The organism is Prochlorococcus marinus XMU1408 (assembly GCF_003208055.1).
Lineage (GTDB): Bacteria > Cyanobacteriota > Cyanobacteriia > PCC-6307 > Cyanobiaceae > Prochlorococcus_B > Prochlorococcus_B marinus_A.
The window spans coordinates 131400-148448 of the sequence record NZ_QJUE01000001.1 but is presented as its reverse complement, the minus strand read 5'-3'; the positions used below and the strand labels follow the sequence as shown (position 1 = coordinate 148448).

At 34.1% G+C, this 17049-nt stretch carries 15 protein-coding genes; 7 read left to right on the top strand and 8 right to left on the bottom strand.

Annotated elements, in window-relative coordinates; genetic code table 11:
- Window positions 1-61 precede the first annotated feature (61 nt).
- A complete protein-coding gene (locus DNJ73_RS00720; RefSeq protein WP_158465813.1) occupies window positions 62-1255 on the bottom strand; it encodes an NAD(P)/FAD-dependent oxidoreductase in 1194 nt (397 codons plus the stop codon).
- 71 nt (window positions 1256-1326) lie between these two features.
- Here DNJ73_RS00720 and DNJ73_RS00715 point away from each other — a divergent pair, with 71 nt between their 5' ends.
- Both DNJ73_RS00715 and DNJ73_RS00710 read left to right on the top strand, forming a co-directional pair.
- Complete coding sequence (locus DNJ73_RS00715) at window positions 1327-2094, top strand: phosphoadenylyl-sulfate reductase (RefSeq protein ID WP_158465812.1); 768 nt, start codon at window positions 1327-1329, stop codon at window positions 2092-2094.
- Between the two features lie 17 nt (window positions 2095-2111).
- Window positions 2112-2813, top strand: a complete 702-nt coding sequence (locus DNJ73_RS00710; protein WP_158465811.1) for a type III pantothenate kinase — start codon at window positions 2112-2114, stop codon at window positions 2811-2813.
- Here the strand turns inward: DNJ73_RS00710 and bcp are convergent.
- Complete coding sequence (gene bcp / locus DNJ73_RS00705) at window positions 2800-3267, bottom strand: thioredoxin-dependent thiol peroxidase (RefSeq protein ID WP_158465810.1); 468 nt, start codon at window positions 3265-3267, stop codon at window positions 2800-2802. The two genes, DNJ73_RS00710 and bcp, sit on opposite strands and share 14 nt — an antisense overlap.
- Here bcp and DNJ73_RS00700 point away from each other — a divergent pair.
- On the top strand, window positions 3266-3922 hold the full coding sequence (locus DNJ73_RS00700) for a 4'-phosphopantetheinyl transferase family protein (RefSeq protein ID WP_261792579.1): 657 nt from the start codon (window positions 3266-3268) through the stop codon (window positions 3920-3922). The two genes, bcp and DNJ73_RS00700, sit on opposite strands and share 2 nt — an antisense overlap.
- Here DNJ73_RS00700 and DNJ73_RS00695 read toward each other — a convergent pair.
- The 5 genes from DNJ73_RS00695 to DNJ73_RS00680 all read right to left on the bottom strand — a co-directional run bounded on the left by DNJ73_RS00695 (window position 3919) and on the right by DNJ73_RS00680 (window position 9855).
- On the bottom strand, window positions 3919-6123 hold the full coding sequence (locus DNJ73_RS00695; RefSeq protein ID WP_158465809.1) for an AAA family ATPase: 2205 nt from the start codon (window positions 6121-6123) through the stop codon (window positions 3919-3921). The genes DNJ73_RS00700 and DNJ73_RS00695 overlap by 4 nt on opposite strands.
- Window positions 6124-6211: 88 nt before the next feature.
- On the bottom strand, window positions 6212-7861 hold the full coding sequence (locus DNJ73_RS00690; RefSeq protein WP_158465808.1) for an alpha-D-glucose phosphate-specific phosphoglucomutase: 1650 nt from the start codon (window positions 7859-7861) through the stop codon (window positions 6212-6214).
- Between the two features lie 67 nt (window positions 7862-7928).
- A complete protein-coding gene (locus DNJ73_RS09680) occupies window positions 7929-8099 on the bottom strand; it encodes a hypothetical protein (RefSeq protein ID WP_187152517.1) in 171 nt (56 codons plus the stop codon).
- Between the two features lie 19 nt (window positions 8100-8118).
- Window positions 8119-9198, bottom strand: coding sequence for a DUF4912 domain-containing protein (locus tag DNJ73_RS00685; protein ID WP_158465953.1), 1080 nt, complete (start codon window positions 9196-9198; stop codon window positions 8119-8121).
- 276 nt (window positions 9199-9474) lie between these two features.
- Entirely contained in the window at window positions 9475-9855 is a 381-nt protein-coding gene (locus tag DNJ73_RS00680) for a hypothetical protein (RefSeq protein WP_158465807.1), read from the bottom strand.
- A gap of 436 nt (window positions 9856-10291) precedes the next feature.
- Between DNJ73_RS00680 and sufB the strand changes: the two genes are divergently transcribed.
- The 4 genes from sufB to DNJ73_RS00660 are packed head-to-tail and all read left to right on the top strand — an operon-like array spanning window position 10292 to window position 15058.
- The gene (gene sufB / locus DNJ73_RS00675; RefSeq protein WP_158465806.1) at window positions 10292-11734 is read left to right on the top strand and encodes a Fe-S cluster assembly protein SufB; all 1443 of its coding nucleotides are present in this window, start codon (window positions 10292-10294) and stop codon (window positions 11732-11734) included.
- 50 nt (window positions 11735-11784) lie between these two features.
- Window positions 11785-12576 carry a Fe-S cluster assembly ATPase SufC gene (gene sufC, locus DNJ73_RS00670; protein ID WP_158465805.1) on the top strand — a complete coding sequence of 264 codons (792 nt, stop codon included), beginning with the start codon at window positions 11785-11787 and terminating at the stop codon, window positions 12574-12576.
- On the top strand, window positions 12573-13814 hold the full coding sequence (locus DNJ73_RS00665; protein ID WP_158465804.1) for a SufD family Fe-S cluster assembly protein: 1242 nt from the start codon (window positions 12573-12575) through the stop codon (window positions 13812-13814). The genes sufC and DNJ73_RS00665 overlap by 4 nt, the downstream gene beginning before the upstream one ends.
- Complete coding sequence (locus DNJ73_RS00660; protein WP_158465803.1) at window positions 13811-15058, top strand: aminotransferase class V-fold PLP-dependent enzyme; 1248 nt, start codon at window positions 13811-13813, stop codon at window positions 15056-15058. Before DNJ73_RS00665 ends, DNJ73_RS00660 begins: the two co-directional genes overlap by 4 nt.
- Here DNJ73_RS00660 and DNJ73_RS00655 read toward each other — a convergent pair.
- A complete protein-coding gene (locus tag DNJ73_RS00655) occupies window positions 15055-16977 on the bottom strand; it encodes an alpha/beta hydrolase family protein (RefSeq protein WP_257473266.1) in 1923 nt (640 codons plus the stop codon). The two genes, DNJ73_RS00660 and DNJ73_RS00655, sit on opposite strands and share 4 nt — an antisense overlap.
- Window positions 16978-17049 lie beyond the last annotated feature (72 nt).

Below are 17049 nucleotides of genomic sequence, written 5' to 3'. Positions count from 1 at the left end.
ATTAATACCCTGTTCAACAGACTCTGTCCAAGTATTAATTTAAAGACTACTGTAAAAGGAACTAATGATAATGAGAAAATAAACGATTAATTATTTTTTTACTAAATAGCCATGATCCTGTGGATTTCAAAGATAGAGAAAAACCAGGTATTCTAATTAAATACGCTAAACGTCTGATTTCAAAAGCAAGAGGTCCTGCCAAAGTGATTCCATAGCCTGTGATAGATGCATTACCAATGCCAAGGCTTAACATCTCTCCAAGATCTTCAAATTCAAATGATTTAAGTTTTTTTCTTTTTCTAAGAGAAATAATATTTTGAGCTGTTAAAAAACCCTGCTGCATTGCCACTTGAGCCGAGGAAGGAAAGGGATCATGCTCATTAAATGTAATATCTCCTAGAAAAAAAATATTTTGAAATTCATTCATTTGCAAGAATTTATTTACTATGATCTTTTTATTTTCATTCAACCAAGGATCTAATAATTTTGATGGAAAAGGCTTTAATCCTGCGGTCCATATCAAGCCAGAATAATTAACTTTTAATGACTTATTTTTTTCAGTTGAAATTTCTATATAACTTTCATTTACAGACTTAATATGATGGTCTAAGTATATCTTTACATTTCTCCTAGCCATTTCATCTATTGCTTTTTCTCGATTAAAAGATTTAGATTTTGATAAAATTTTGCTCCCTTTATCAACTAAATATATTTCTACTCGATTATTAACTAAATCAGCAACTTTGCATGCAAGCTCAACACCAGTTGGGCCTGCTCCAGCAATCACTAATGGATCTAAGCATGTAGAAGAATTATTTATTGAAGTTATCAACTGTTTAATTCTTTGAAAGTCATTTAAATTAGAAAAACCATAAGCATATTCTTCCAAGTCTTCTACAACTGAAAAATCAGTTGTCAATCCTGTGCTAATGACCAGTTGAGAGTATCTCAATTCAATTCCGGAGGAAGTAATTAACTTTCGTTCAAATTCATCAACCTCAGCTACACATTCTTGTAAAAAAATAAATCCTAGTTCTGTAGATAGAGCTGAATAGAAAGGTGCTACCTCCCATAATTGAAGTTCACCACTTAACAATTCATACAGAAATGGCTTAAACAGGAATCTAGGACTTTGATCAATCAAGATGATTGGGGTTCCAACAGAGTGAGCTAATAAAGCTTGGACAGTAGAAAGTCCTCCAAAGCCACCACCTACAACAACTATTGGGTCAGATTTCAAATTGTTCAAGTCCATAGGGACGAGATCTAAGATGATTTCAAAGACCCTAAACAAACTTTTACCGATTCGGCATTTAATACTCAAATATGCAGAAAGAATCCCAAGACAACTACAACTATGATTTGAGAGAAGCCAACAACTTTACTCAACCTTTTCTAGTGAAATCAATTGACGAGACGAGCAAAGATTTGGAAAAGCTTTCTGCTCAAGATCAACTGCAATGGGGTTATGAGCAATTTGATGAAAAATTTGTTTTAACAACTAGTTTTGGAATCCAATCAGCTGTCTTACTTCATATGACAGTGCTCTTGAAATCAATCAACAAGCCAAAAGTCATTTGGATTGATACTGGCTATCTACCAAAAGAAACTTATACCTATGCAGAAGAGTTAACAAAACTATTTGAATTAGATTTAGTAGTTGCCCAAAGTCCTATATCCCCAGCCAGAATGGAGGCCTTGTATGGTCGTCTTTGGGAAACAGGGGTACAAAAAGATCTTGAAAAATATCATCAGATGCGTAAGGTTGAACCTCTTGAAAAAATTTTGACCAACCTAAAAGTTGATTGCTGGGCTAGCGGAGTAAGAAAAGGTCAAACTAAAAATAGACAATCTATGTCACATATTGATTACATAAGAAATCGTTTAACTCTTCGACCACTGTTGAAATGGACTAAAAAAGATATTTTCTATTACATGGAAAACAATAATTTACCCCAACATCCATTATTTGAAAAAGGTTTTTCTACCGTAGGTGATTGGCATTCAAGCGAAGCAGAAAATAGTAATAATAAAGGTAGATCAACAAGATTTGGAGGACTTAGTGAAGAGTGTGGGATTCATCTCAACACATAGTAATCAGGATTGAACTCGTGAACTCAGAAGAAAATTACTTAATGATTGGAAATACAAGGTGGCATTGGGCAAGCAAGATTAAAGAACATTGGAAATATTTTCATACCTCACCCAATCCAGTCGAATTTGACAATAAAGATTATTCTCAATTCTCTTGGGCATCAGTTGGCCCAATCCCAGAAAATATCAAATTATGTTCTTCAAAAAAAATAAATTTAAATGTTGTTCCACTAATTAATCTTCCATCTAATTTAGGCATTGATAGAGCTCTTGCTTCATGGAGTGCTTTTAATAAGCAATCATCTTCAAACTCCAAAGACCAAGACTTAATTGTTATGGATGCAGGTACAATCTTAAGCGTCACAAAAATAACAAAAAAAGGTGAATTTGTTGGAGGACAACTAATTCCTGGATTAAGGCTTCAATTAGCATCGATGGGAAATGGTGCCTTGAATTTAGAGACTCCAATAATCAAAAAAATTCCAAAAAATACATTTCAATATGATACTAAAAATTCGATGATTAGAGGAGCAATAAATTCTTTGTTAGGAATAGTCTTACAAGTTTATGAAGAAAGTAAATCTCCAATTTGGCTTTGTGGAGGTGATGCGCCATTGATCTTAAATGAAATTAAAAATAAAAATATTCAAATAAATTACTCTCCAAATCTTGTACTTGATGGAATGATAGATTTACGCCAAAAATTTAATTCAATTTAAGATCGATTATAATCTGATCAGCCATCTTATCTGATTTTACTTTTAAGTATATTAATTCAATTTTTCCATCTTTATCTATCACAAATGTATGTCTCATCATGCCATAATACTCTCTGCCCATAAATTTCTTCAACCCATAACTTTCATATAAAGTCGCGACAGGACAAGGCTCTCTATCGGTGAGAAGTGTAAAAGGTAATTTATATTTATCAATAAATTTGACATGTGACTTTGATGGATCCTTACTAATCCCCAAAACTTGAATATTGTTGGATTTGAAAATATCCCAAGAATCTCTAAAGCTACAAGCTTCCTTAGTACAACCAGGAGTATTATCTTTGGGGTAAAAATAGATTACGACTCTAGTCCCTTTGAAAGATGAGAGACTTGTATCAACACCATCTTGATTTGGGATAGTGAAGTCTGGTGCAGAATCACCTATACAAAGAGTCATGATTGCAACTCAAATAAACAATAAAAGCGTACTAGGTCTCTGGCTTTTTTTGATGCCATCAGAACTTTTACCAATAAGCAGCGATGAAAAAAAATGGGTGAACCAGTTAACGACTAACAGAGGATGGATTTATCACTTCTCAAGGGGCTGCGTTAGGAATGTCATGTCAGAAATTTCAGGATTAGATCCTCTTGAAATACCTCTAAAAGCTGATCCAGGAAAGCCTCCTTTATTAGCTGAAGGGTGGGGGCATATCAGCATAAGTCACTGTTCTGATGCTTTATTAATAGGTTGGTCTGCAGGTAAAATTGGAGTAGATCTAGAAAGAAGGGATAGAAAAATTAAAGCCCAAAAACTATCAAGACGGTTTTTCACGAAATCTGAAAACTACGAATTAGAAAACTTAAATCCCAGCGAAACAAATGAACAAGTACTGCGAAGATGGGTAGTAAAAGAAGCAGCGATTAAATGGCAAAGTGCAAAAATATCTACCAATATAAGTCAATGGATTTGGACAAATAACTCATCATTTGTTTCTCATAAAAAACTTGGACATCATCTAAAAGTTTACAACCAAAGCTACAAAAAATGGATTTTTACAATTGCATTAAACACAGATTTAAAAATAAATAATCCAATACTTTGCATTCATTAATTATTATTTTTAGCAGAAATTTTTGTATGCAAAAGCTTCTGTCTAATAATCTTTCCTTCAAGTTTGTGAAATAAATTTTTCAAGTAAATTAATGAGTCTTCTTGACAATTTTTTAGAATGATTGCTCGGTAATCACTTCCTGGATCAAGCCATCTTCTAATAATTAATGTATCAACTTTTAAAGTTATAAATTCAGTCCATTCTTCACATATAATATTCCAACCTAATGTTTCAAGTTGTAGCATAAATTTATTTTTTCTTTCTTGATTATTTAACCACTTTTCTTCTTTAGTAATTAAAGTATTCAATAGTGAAAAATCAGTATTCTCATTATTGCTATCAACTTCTAGGCTTTCCTTTAATGAAAATGCAGGGCCAGAACATGGATTAGTTATAATCAAACTTAATTCTGCATTTACTACACTTTTTTCAGTAATAATTGGCCACAATTTAGAAAAATTTTTTTCTGAAAAAGCTTTCCAAGGGAGTCTTCCCCCTATCACCTCAAATTTAAGATTAACGTCTAATTCTTTAATTGATTCAACTTTTGAATCAATTAAAATAGGTCGGCTCATGGGATCCAAAACTTCTAATTCCTCCAGCAACCTAGGATAATTATCTTCTGTAGCAGCTAGAACAACACCTCCTTCCAATGTCTCTCTTAAAGGCTTTAAAGACCAGAGCAAAGAGCTAGGTGTTAAGACTAAAACCCTATGATTTTTTTTCCAATTAATGTCCGACCATAATTTAGTCATCAAGTTTTTCAATCTTTCTTCCTCTTTCAATTCCTGACGAAATAACCATTTTTCCAAATCCTGATCAATTCCTCGAGATGAAATAGTTAAAGGATTTTGTTGCTCAACCTCAACTATTGAGGCTAACTGTTCAGATCTTCTTTCGTTCAAAAGAGAGCGTCTCTCTCCCTCCCATCCATTTTTAGTTGGCTCCCAAAAAATCTCGTTTAGCAAACTATCAGGTAAATATTGTTGTGGAACCCAATTTCTTGAAAATGAATGAGGATAGCGGTAGCCAATGCCATCTCCAAAAGCTTCTTTGTCGCGATTTGAATCTTTGAGATGAATTGGAACATTTTGTTGTTGAGAATCTCTAATTTTCTGTACTGCCTTAAAAACCCCCATCAAACTATTACTTTTCTCCGTTGACGCCAGATATAAAGTTGCTTGGGCAAGAGGAAAAATCCCCTCTGGTAAACCTATTCGATCAAAAGCCGCTGCGCATGATTCAACGATAACAATTGCATTGGGATCAGCCAGGCCAATATCTTCCCCCGCGGCAATAAGCATACGCCTAAATATAAATCTAGGATTTTCACCAGCTTCCAACATTCGTGCAAGCCAAAACAAAGCAGCATCGGGATCAGAACCGCGTATTGACTTAATAAAAGCGCTAATAGTATCAAAATGAGCATCGCCCTCTTTGTCATATAAGATCGCGCGTTCTTGAATCGAATCCTCTGCAATTTTGAGGTCAATATTTATTGAACCATCCGTTTTTGCAGCAGTGCTTTCAACAGCGAGTTCTAGCGCATTGAGCAAAACACGAGCATCTCCATTAGATACATCAACTAAATGATCTTCAGCTTCACTAGACATATTGATAACTTTCAACCCATAACCTCTTTCTTTATTCTTCAATGCTTTTTGAAGTAATTTGTGCAATGCATTTGAATTCAGACTATGTAAACGAAATAATCTAGATCTACTTACCAAAGCTTTATTCACTTCAAAGTAAGGATTTTCCGTAGTTGCACCAATCAAAGTCAAAGTTCCATTTTCAACCCAAGGTAATAATGCATCTTGTTGAGCAGTATTAAATCTATGGACCTCATCAATAAATAAAATCGAACGTTTACTGAATTTATTTAACCTATCTCTTGCGGAATCAATCTCAGACCTCAAATCCTTGATCCCCGCCAAAGCGGCGTTTACCACACTGAAGTGAGAAAGTGTGTTGTATGCGATAATTCTAGCCAAAGTAGTCTTACCTACTCCTGGTGGACCATAAAGCAATAAGTTGCCTACTTGATCTGCAACAATTGATCGTCTCAACAAACGTCCTTCAGCCAAAATATGATCTTGACCAACAAAATCTTCAAGTGTTTGAGGCCGTAAGCGATCAGCTAAAGGAGCATTTTTATGAGTTAGCTGTTCACCATTAAAAGCAAACAGATCGTTAGCCAAAATAAACTAACCAAGATATTTTTAAGTTTAAAAGCAAACAACAACTAATAAAGTTGTTTTGATGATTTCCAATTAGTAAATTTTAGATCTATGTAATAACTGACGGGATTGACATACCTGTACGTTTGGAAATCTCAGCTAAAGAATCAATACCTTTAATCAAAGGATCCAATGCTAACTGAGGATTTTGATGAATATCACCATTACTCTTGACGAATCTTTCAAAGTAGACTCTTAAAGTAGCCCCCTTCGTACCCGTTCCAGAAAGTCTTACTAAAGCGCGACTTCCATCATCTAATAAAATTCTCAAGCCCTGATTAAGAGTATTAGAACCATCAACAGGATCTGTATAGCTAAAGTCATCAGCATTTTGAATTTTGCTTCCTGCAAAAGATTGATTTTTCAAAGTGGGAAGCAAATTACTTAATCTTACATAAAGAGAATTTGCTACTTCAGAAGGAATAGATTCATAATCATGACGAGAGTAATAATGACGACCATAAAATAGCCAATGATTTTTCATTATCTCCGAAACAGACTTTTTCTTTGTAGCAAGTATCTGCAACCAAAAAAGAACAGCCCATAGTCCATCTTTCTCTCTTACATGATCACTTCCAGTTCCAAAGCTCTCCTCACCACAAAGAGTAATTTTATTTGCATCCAAAAGATTACCAAAAAATTTCCACCCAGTAGGGGTTTCAAAGCAATTGATCCCTAAATGTTTTGCTACGACATCTACCGCTGAACTCGTAGGCATAGAACGAGCAACACCAGATAAACCATTGGAATAACCTGGCACACAATCATAATTGGCAGCTAAAATTGCAAGGCTATCACTAGGATTGACAAAACAACCACGTCCTAAAATCATATTTCTATCTCCATCTCCATCACATGCTGCTCCAAAAGAAAATAAATTTCCTTTTAAAAGTAAATCAGCAAGATCTTTTGCATAAGTCAAATTTGGATCAGGGTGAAGACCTCCAAAATCTTCCAAAGGTATGCCATTCCTCACTGTTTCAGTGGGGGCTCCTAAATGATCAATAAAAAGACGTTTTGCATAAGGACCTGTCACAGCATTTAATGCATCAAATACAATCGGAAAGTCATTATTGATGTATGAACCAATTAAATCAAAATCAAATATTTTTTGCATTAAATCTAAGTAATCTTCAATTCCATCGACGATCTCAACAATCATTGAAGCCAATTCATACTTTCCAGCTGAATAAGGAATATTAGATTGACATTTTATAATCTTATATTCCTTAAGATTCCTAGAGTAATTATAAATTTCATCAGTTAAAGACTCAGGAGCCGGACCCCCATTCGAACCATTTAGCTTTACGCCGAAATCACCTTGAAGTCCACCTGGATTATGACTGGCAGATAAAATAATACCACCGATTGCTTTATTAATTCGAATTAAATTAGAAGCAGCAGGAGTCGACAAAATCCCATCTACAGTTGTGATAACTTTTTGAATTCCGTGTGCAGCTGCCATTCGAAGAATGACATCAATCGCTCTTTTATTACCATATCTACCATCACCACCTACAACCAAAACACCTCCATGAACCCCAGGCAGTGAACTCAGTATTGATTCAATAAAACTCTCAAGATAATGAGGCTCTTCGAACTTCACGGTACTTTTTCTTAATCCAGAGGTACCCGGCTTCTGATCAATAAAAGGTTGGTCTAACTTAACTGTAAGTTGGCTAAATTCTGTTGAATACACTTTGGTAAAAGCTTAGTGAATGATCTTAAAAAATGAAACGAGCATCAAAATGACAACACTAATAAATTCAGTGTGGCATTTCCGAAGTACGAAGCATAGCTATAAACCAAAGAGTACTTAAAACCAACGCACTTAGAACACCAGGACCCAATCCTAGACGCTGAATCGTAGTAGGAATTAATAAAGGGAAAGCTAAGGCCCCTACTAAAGGAGTAAAAGCAACAATGAAGCGAATCATCAATTAAGTGATAAAAGATTCAAAACCATTCTGATTCTGCTTTTAAATTTGGATTAGTATTATCAACAGGAGTAACTCGTTCAAATTTCATTGTTATGTTTCTTGAATCTACGCCATCTTTATCAATCGCTTGAATTGAATAGTTTTGAATACCATCTCTAAATGGAACTTGCAATCTAAAAGTTCCATCATTGGCCAAAGGAACTTCTTCATTTTCGATAAATAATTTAGCTGAGGGATCAGTTGCCCCATACACAATTAATTCAGCATCAGCAACTAACCAAAACGAACGTGGTTTAGGAGCCCCTCCTATCCCTGATTCATTCAATCCACTAGCCCAAATTCCACTTCCAGATTGATTATTTAAGCTTTGGTCTATTGGAGCTCCCTCTTGAAATTCTTCTGAACCTACACGTCTAGTCTTAAATTTTGTAGTTGCTGATTGATATAAACGTTCATGCAAACCACTATCTGGCTTATCTGAAGTAAAGCTATCCGTTTGAGGCTCAGAGGTGGTAACTGGGGCTTCCAAACTAAATGGAACAAATTGATCAAGAATTTGATCACTTGGATGTAGTGAAGGGACTTTGGCTGAGGATGAAAATGCAAGTGACATCCATTTATGACCAATTCTATAGCCAAGTTCAACCTTGTAGTCTCTACCACCTAGTGGGATAGGTAAGTACCACTCAGTACTGTGACTATCAACAACGACTTCTTGAAGAGTTCCTGGATTAGCTTCTCCATCATCTTTATGAGTAACATCAGCTAAACGTAAACAAAGCCTATTAGCGCCAACATTTTGAGCATTCGAACGATCTTCATCTGATATCTCCCAAAATACATATGCCCACTCTGGATCACGAGGGAGAAAAACAACTTTAGTTTGCGAAGAATTTGAATATGAAATTTCGTTTGATGATTCACCTTTAACGTTTAACAATTGCTTTTCTAGTTCCTTTTTTTCTTCGTAAAGAAAAACTCCTTTAACCAGTTCAGCCTTTGATTTTCTACTGTAAAGAGGAATACCTAATTTACTCGCTTTAAGACGAAGCTGACGAAGTGTTAAACGTGACAGGGATTCTTGATCAATAGTCACGCCCATAAACCTCCATTTTTTGTTTGGGATCAGTGCGATAAGTATGTGATGAAATGTGCGCATCTCGTTGATGTGGTCAGCATCTACTGACTCCAAGACGAGAACGAAAAATGGTATCTAAAGATAAAAACCATTGCAATAACTAAAATATAAGAGTTCATCTCCTATCAAAAGATTTCCAACAAACCAATTAATTCAAAGCCAATTAAAAAAAATAGATCCAAATTTCAAGACTTTTTTCTTTGGGATCATCTTCTTCAGATCAATGTTTTTCGTCTATGGCTTAGAGCAATCTGATTCCTCATACGCATCAATTAAATTGTTCAATGTCAAATCCAATGGAGCAACCTTTAAGCGATTTGCAAGCCTTTCCAATTGGACAGCTGCTCCAGAAAATTGCTCAAATAAAACTTGCACAAACTCATCATCATTAAACATTTTCGGGTTTTTCAAACACCATTCCAGCCAAGACTCCTTACCAGGTATCAAACCTTCCTCATTTTCAATTCTCATTGATTTAAAACATTGCAAGCAATGAGCCAGCATCCTGAGATGATGCTTTTCACTAACCGAAAGGCTTGTAGAAGCAATCAAATTAACAGCCTCTTTACTTAAAGGTCCATTATCAGAATTATCTACAAAAGTTGATTCCATCATCTTTGAGTGGGAGCATCTCTTACCAGTAAAGTTTAAAAGAATATTTATCTTTTAAAACATTTGACATTGATTTCTTTGACCTGAAAACATTATAAGAATATTAATGAATCAGTTATAGTATGGATCTAGGCAGTTATTTGAATACTTTTTTAATTACTGAAATAATGAAAATATCTTAAAAATTTTCTTCAAGCACAATTACCAGCTTAAACGTTTCTAAGCTTCGTGGTTTAAGGTAATAAAAGATTAAAACTACTTTCGTAACACTGAGTTTTACCCTTTGATTTGACTTAGAATGAAGTCTGAGATCCAACTATCCAAACACTCTGATCGTATGATGATCACCTAATGTCATAATTGGAATTTATCTGGATCTTAAAAGCCAAACTTTTCATAAATAAAAATCACTCCTACGACTTGATTTAATCAAAATAAAATGACCAAAACTAATACTGTCGAAGAAATTGTTTCCCAACCTTATAAATATGGTTTTATAACTGAAATAGAAACAGAGAAGATACCAAAAGGATTAAATGAAGATGTTATCAGGTTGATTTCTGCAAAAAAGAATGAACCTGAATTTTTATTGAAATTTCGTTTAAGAGCCTATGAACAATGGTTAAAGATGAAGGAGCCTGATTGGTCTGGTTTAACTTATTCCAAAGTTGATTATCAAGATTTAGTTTATTATGCAGCCCCTAAACAAGATATAAAAAAGAAAAGTTTAGATGAAGTTGATCCTAAATTACTAGAAACTTTTGATAAGCTTGGCATACCACTAAGTGAGCAAAAAAGGCTGACAAATGTAGCTGTAGATGCGGTTTTTGACAGTGTTTCTATAGCAACTACCTATAAAGAAAAACTCGCTGAGCATGGAGTAATATTCTGTTCTATAACTGAGGCAATTAGTGAATATCCAGGCTTAATTGAAAAATTTATGGGAACAGTTGTTCCCATAAATGATAATTTTTTTGCAGCTCTGAACTCAGCTGTTTTTAGTGATGGCTCATTTGTATATATACCTAAAGGTGTTGAATGCCCAATGGAATTATCATCTTATTTTCGAATAAACTCTGGTGACACCGGCCAATTTGAACGAACTTTAATTATTGCAGAAGAATCATCATCAGTCAGTTATTTAGAGGGTTGTACAGCGCCGATGTTTGATACAAACACTCTACATGCAGCTGTCGTTGAACTTGTGGCACTTGATCATGCATCTATTAAATATTCAACAGTTCAAAATTGGTATGCAGGTAATGAAGAAGGCGTCGGCGGAATATATAACTTCGTGACCAAAAGAGGAGAATGTAGAGGGAAAAGAAGCAAAATTAGTTGGTCTCAAGTCGAAACAGGATCTGCGATTACTTGGAAATATCCAAGTTGTGTACTTCAAGGAGATAATTCAATTGGTGAGTTTTATTCAATTGCACTAACTAATAATTTTCAAAAAGCAGATACTGGGACAAAAATGATCCACATAGGCAAGAATACAAAATCAAAAATCGTCAGTAAAGGTATTAGTGCTGGAAAATCTAAAAATAGCTATCGTGGTCTTGTCTCCATAAGTCCAACTGCTGAAGGATCAAGAAATTACAGTCAATGTGACTCAATGTTGATCGGTGACAAAGCCAGTGCGAATACATATCCATATATTCAATCTCAACAACCTCAATCAAATATTGAACATGAAGCTAGTACTTGTAGGATTTCAGAGGATCAACTTTTTTACTTGCAAAGCAGAGGAATTGACTTTGAAGAATCTGTTTCAATGTTAATTAGTGGATTTTGCAGTGATGTTTTTAATGAATTACCTATGGAGTTTGCATCTGAAGCAGATAAACTTCTAGCTTTAAAATTGGAGGGTTCAGTTGGATAAAAACAACACAAACCATACCTTTCCCCCACTACAACTTTCCCTCTAATTTAGTGATTTTATCAACTTCAGAAACAATATTATCTATTGAAGATCTTCATGCCAGTGTTGAGGATCAACATATTCTTAATGGTGTAAATCTATTAGTAAAAGAAGGGGAAATTCACGCAATAATGGGTCGCAATGGAAGTGGAAAAAGTACACTTTCAAAAGTTATAGCTGGCCATCCATCTTACAAAGTTCTATCAGGCTCCATCCAGTTTAAAGGAATGAATATTCTAGAGTTAGCTCCTGAAGAAAGAGCAAGAATTGGGATTTTTCTTGGTTTTCAATATCCGGTAGAAATTCCTGGAGTTAGTAATTTAGAGTTCTTAAGGGTTGCCACTAATTCTAGAAGAAAAGAATTACTTAAAAGTGAATTAGATACTTTTGAATTCGAAGATCTAGTTAAAGAAAGATTGAAAATAGTAGAAATGGATCCAGCCTTTCTAGAAAGAAGCGTAAATGAAGGTTTTTCTGGAGGAGAAAAAAAACGTAACGAGATTCTGCAAATGGCACTTCTGGAGCCATCAATATCAATACTGGATGAAACTGACTCAGGGCTTGATATTGATGCTCTAAGAATTGTTGCGTCTGGGATCAATAGACTATCGCGACCAAATTCGGCAACAATTTTAATCACGCATTATCAAAGACTCTTGAATGAAATTACTCCTGACTTTGTACACATTATGGCTGAAGGAAAAATAATAAAAACTGGCAATAAAGAGCTTGCAATTGATCTTGAAAAGTCTGGATATGACTTCATTGATAAAAATATCAAGAATAGGGAGATGGCAAAATGAAATCATCGGCTATTTGCCGAGAATGGCTTAATTCTCTTCCGCCTACTCAAGGTTATTTAAAAAAAGAACAAACCATAGGTCGAGGAAAACTTTTAGAAAAAGGTATGCCGTCTAACAAGGATGAAGCATGGCGTTTATCCAACTTCAAGAGATTAAATAGTTTTTTATCCTTACCACTCATTAATAATCACAAAGATATCTCATCAAAAGATCAATCCATCTTGCCCGATAAGGAAAAAGATAGAGAAAGAATTGTAATTAATTCTATTGAAAATAAAGTTAATGATATTAATTTGCCTAATGGTATTGAAACACTTACAGATATAGAAATTGAAAAGAATGTAGGAAAAATAGTTAAATCCAATAATATAAAAAATGATATTTCAGTATCTCTTAATCAAGCATCAAGCTCAAATATTTTAGCTTTAAAAGTTAAAAATCATTTTAATGGATCGTTAGAACTAGTAGTACCATCTATTGAAGAAAAATCTATCTCTACTAGAGTATTTTTACTTTTAGAGAGAGGTGCAAAATTAGATCTCTTACAAGTTTTCTTAGGTAATAATAACTCCGCACAAAATCATTTAACCGAAATAAAAATTGAATCTAACGTAGAGTTAACCCATGGGTTGATTTCTATGGGTGAAGGAAAAGAATCCTGCTCAATTTGCACTTTAGCAGTAGAACAATCAGAAAAAAGTATATATTCTCTCCATTCTTTATACCATGGTTGGGATTACGCCCGATTCGAACCAAGAATAATTCAACGAGAAGGTGAAGCTTCAACAATCATTAAAGGACTACAAGTAACTAAATCAAAAGAGCAAATAGCTACACACTCACTAATTAGATTTGACGGCCCAAACGGAAGACTTGATCAATTACAAAAAGCTGTCGCTTCTGAAAATTCCCACTGCATCTTCAATGGTTCGATAGAAGTTCCTCAAAAAGCGCAAAAAACAGAAGCTGCTCAGCTAAGTAGAAATTTACTACTTTCTAAACGCGCAAAAATTGATACAAAACCAGAGCTTGAAATAGTTGCTGATGATGTTAGGTGCACTCATGGAGCAACTGTAAGTCAACTTCAAGATGAAGAATTATTTTATTTACTTAGTAGAGGGATTGATAATGAACATGCTAATTCTTTATTATTAAAAGGATATTATGATGAAATTATTTCCCACTTTCCTAAAAGTGCTAAAAAATGGAATTTTTTTGAAAAGTTAATAAAAAAGTGAAACATTTAATAGATCATATTGCTGAAAAAAGTAGAAAAGATTTCCCACTAATAAATGGAGATCGTAAGAATTTAATATATCTTGATCATGCTGCTACTAGCCAAAAGCCACAAGAAGTAATAGATACTTTAAAAAAATATTATAGCTATCAAAATGCTAATGTTCACAGGGGTGCTCATCAACTTAGTGCAATTGCTACTGAAGAGTTTGAAAATGCTAGAAAGTTAACAGCAAGGTTTATTAACAGTAATAATGCAAAAGAAATTATTTTCACTAGAAATGCAACAGAAGCTATCAACCTTGTGGCTTATTCATGGGGTAATTATGAACTTCAGGAAAACGATGAAATATTAATCAGTTTAATGGAGCATCACAGCAATATAGTTCCTTGGCAAATAATATCCAAACAAAAAAAGTGCAAGCTCATTTATATCAATATTGATGAGAATGGGGAATTAGATATTGATGATTTTAAAAAGAAATTGAGTAATAAAACTAAACTAGTAAGCCTTGTACATGTAAGTAATACTCTAGGTTGCTGCAATCCTATTGAAGAGATATCTCATCTTGCGCATCAAAAAGGGAGCTTAGTGCTTTTAGATGCTTGCCAAAGTCTTGCTCACAAGCCTGTAGATATTAAAAAACTTGGTGTTGATTTTCTTGCTGGATCTTCCCATAAACTTTGTGGTCCAACCGGTATAGGTTTTTTATGGGGCAGAGAAGAAATATTAGAGAAAATACCACCTTTCCTAGGTGGAGGAGAAATGATTAATGAAGTTTTCAAGAATGAAAGTACATGGGCAGACTTACCTCACAAATTTGAAGCAGGTACACCCGCAATAGGAGAAGCTATAGGTATGGGAAAAGCCCTTAATTATTTACAATCAATAGGACTAAATGAAATTCATAATTACGAGAAAGAATTAACTAGATATCTTTTTGAAAAATTAGAACAAATTGATGATGTAAAAATTCTTGGTCCTAGTCCATTAAATCAGCCTGAGAGAGGGCCATTAGCCACATTTTATTTCAAAGAAATTCACTCTAATGATATTGCTGAATTACTCGACAATAGTAATATTTGTATAAGGAGCGGTCATCATTGCTGTCAACCACTTCATCGCTTCTATGGGATAAAGAGCACAGCGAGAGCTAGCTTAAGTTTTATTTCTACTACATCAGAAATTGACTACTTAACTGAAGAATTACAATCAATAATTTCTTTTTTAAAAAAGAATTCTTAAATATTAAGATTATTTCTAAAAAAAGCTTCAGTTTTTTTCAAGACTTGAACCTTGATTCTGCCATCTTTAAATCCATGACCTTCCTTCTTAAATAAATTAATTTCAACAGGAATTTCTTTTTTTGATAATTCTTCTTTGATTAAAATAGATTGATCAAATGATATAATTTTATCTTTTAATCCATGAAATAATATTAATGGAACATTGATATTATTAACATTTTGACAAGGAGATCTTTTAATATATTTTTCATAATCAGATTCGATATGACCTATTAAGTAATCCAAATAAAATTCTTCAAATCTATGTGTCGAATTAGCCATACTTAAAAGATCAGTTACGGGATATTTACATGCTGCTATTTTGAAAATATTAGTGGATGACAAGCAACCTAAAGCTGTAAATCCCGATGCACTGCTCCCGATAATTGCTATGCAATCCTTATTTGCCTTTCCAGAAGTAATTAAAACCTGAGCAGCCTTAGTACAATCAAAGACGTCAATGACACCCCAATTCCCTTTTAAGCGATCTCTATATTCCCTACCAAAACCTGAAGAGCCTCCATAATTAACATCGACAACCGCCCAACCCCTAGAAGTCCAAAATTGCACCTCCAGATCCAGTCCACAATTAGCCATACCTGTTGGTCCGCTATGACTTTTAACCAATAATGGAGGTGGTTTTGTTGGGCTATTAAGAGGTGGATAATACCAAGCATGGACATCTTCTTCATTCGCTCCGCTAAACCAAAAAGATTCACCAATACTTATTTGCTTTGGATCCAAGCTCAATGAAGAGGCAGGAGTATGATCCCAGCTGTAATCCAATAAATCTATTTCAAAAATCCCTTCACCAATTAATGGACTACTTGCAATTGCAACTAGTCGATTCTGATGTGAATGAAGTCCTGAAAACTCATTAAAAGGCTGATCAATAATTACTATTGAACTATTTTTTTGAAATAAAGCTAAAGTCCAAATTCCTTCCTGAGCAAAAGAGACAACAACATCATCCCCCGCACATGAAAAACTCGACATACCGAGAACCCATTGAGGAAAAGCGATTTCAGCTCGAATAGTCCATTTTTTTTGATTAATAGTAATAGCTGTATTATTTGTGTCAGTTTTAATTTGCGTGATATTCCACCATCCCGTGGTGTCTTCAGCTACGTAGAGTTCACCTTTATCCGACCACACAGGATTAAAAAATGATATTTGTCCCTTAAATTTCAAATATTCACTATTAATAGTTATTATTTTTATAAAATTCCCATCTTCTTGTAATCTAGCTAGTTTTAATTCATTTGAATCCCAGGGCATTGAAGTTTTTTGCCATTCAATCCATGCCAATTTTCGATCTTTCGAATTCAGTGCAAGATAACCTAAAAAACCTTTAGAAGAATATAGTTTTTTTGGATTTTGATAAGTTTTTTCTAGAGAAAAAGAAACTATATAATCTTCTCCTTTCTCTTCCAGCAATCCAATCCAAATATTTTTTTCTAAGTCAATTACACCACCTGCTAGAAAAGATGTGTCCTTTTTCGAAAGACAAATTGATTCTATTTTTGGTATTAATTTAAAAGAAGAAGAAGATTTCTCATCGTATTTTTCGCAAAGCCAAGTTCTCATCCACAAGCAATTATCGTAATTATCAATCCAAGTTAATATCAGAACTGAATCATTTAAAGCAACCGTTAATGGGGCTCCACCATAACCATGAATTTTTGTCCTTAAATCTATCGGATAAGGTGTTAACTCTTGAGGTAATGAATCTTTTTCTCTCCAAGGTCTAATTAAAGCAGTAGTTCTTCCCTTTTCGTTTGGTCTTTGTTCTAACCATAAAACCCAATCTCCTATTATCCGAGGCTCTTTAACTATTGGAGCTTCGCCATAAACTTTTTCAGCATCCAAGATTGTCATTTTTTGATTCATCCTTGATGTTGAGAGTCAATGATTAATTCACTCACTTAACTTAAAACAAAGTACAGTATA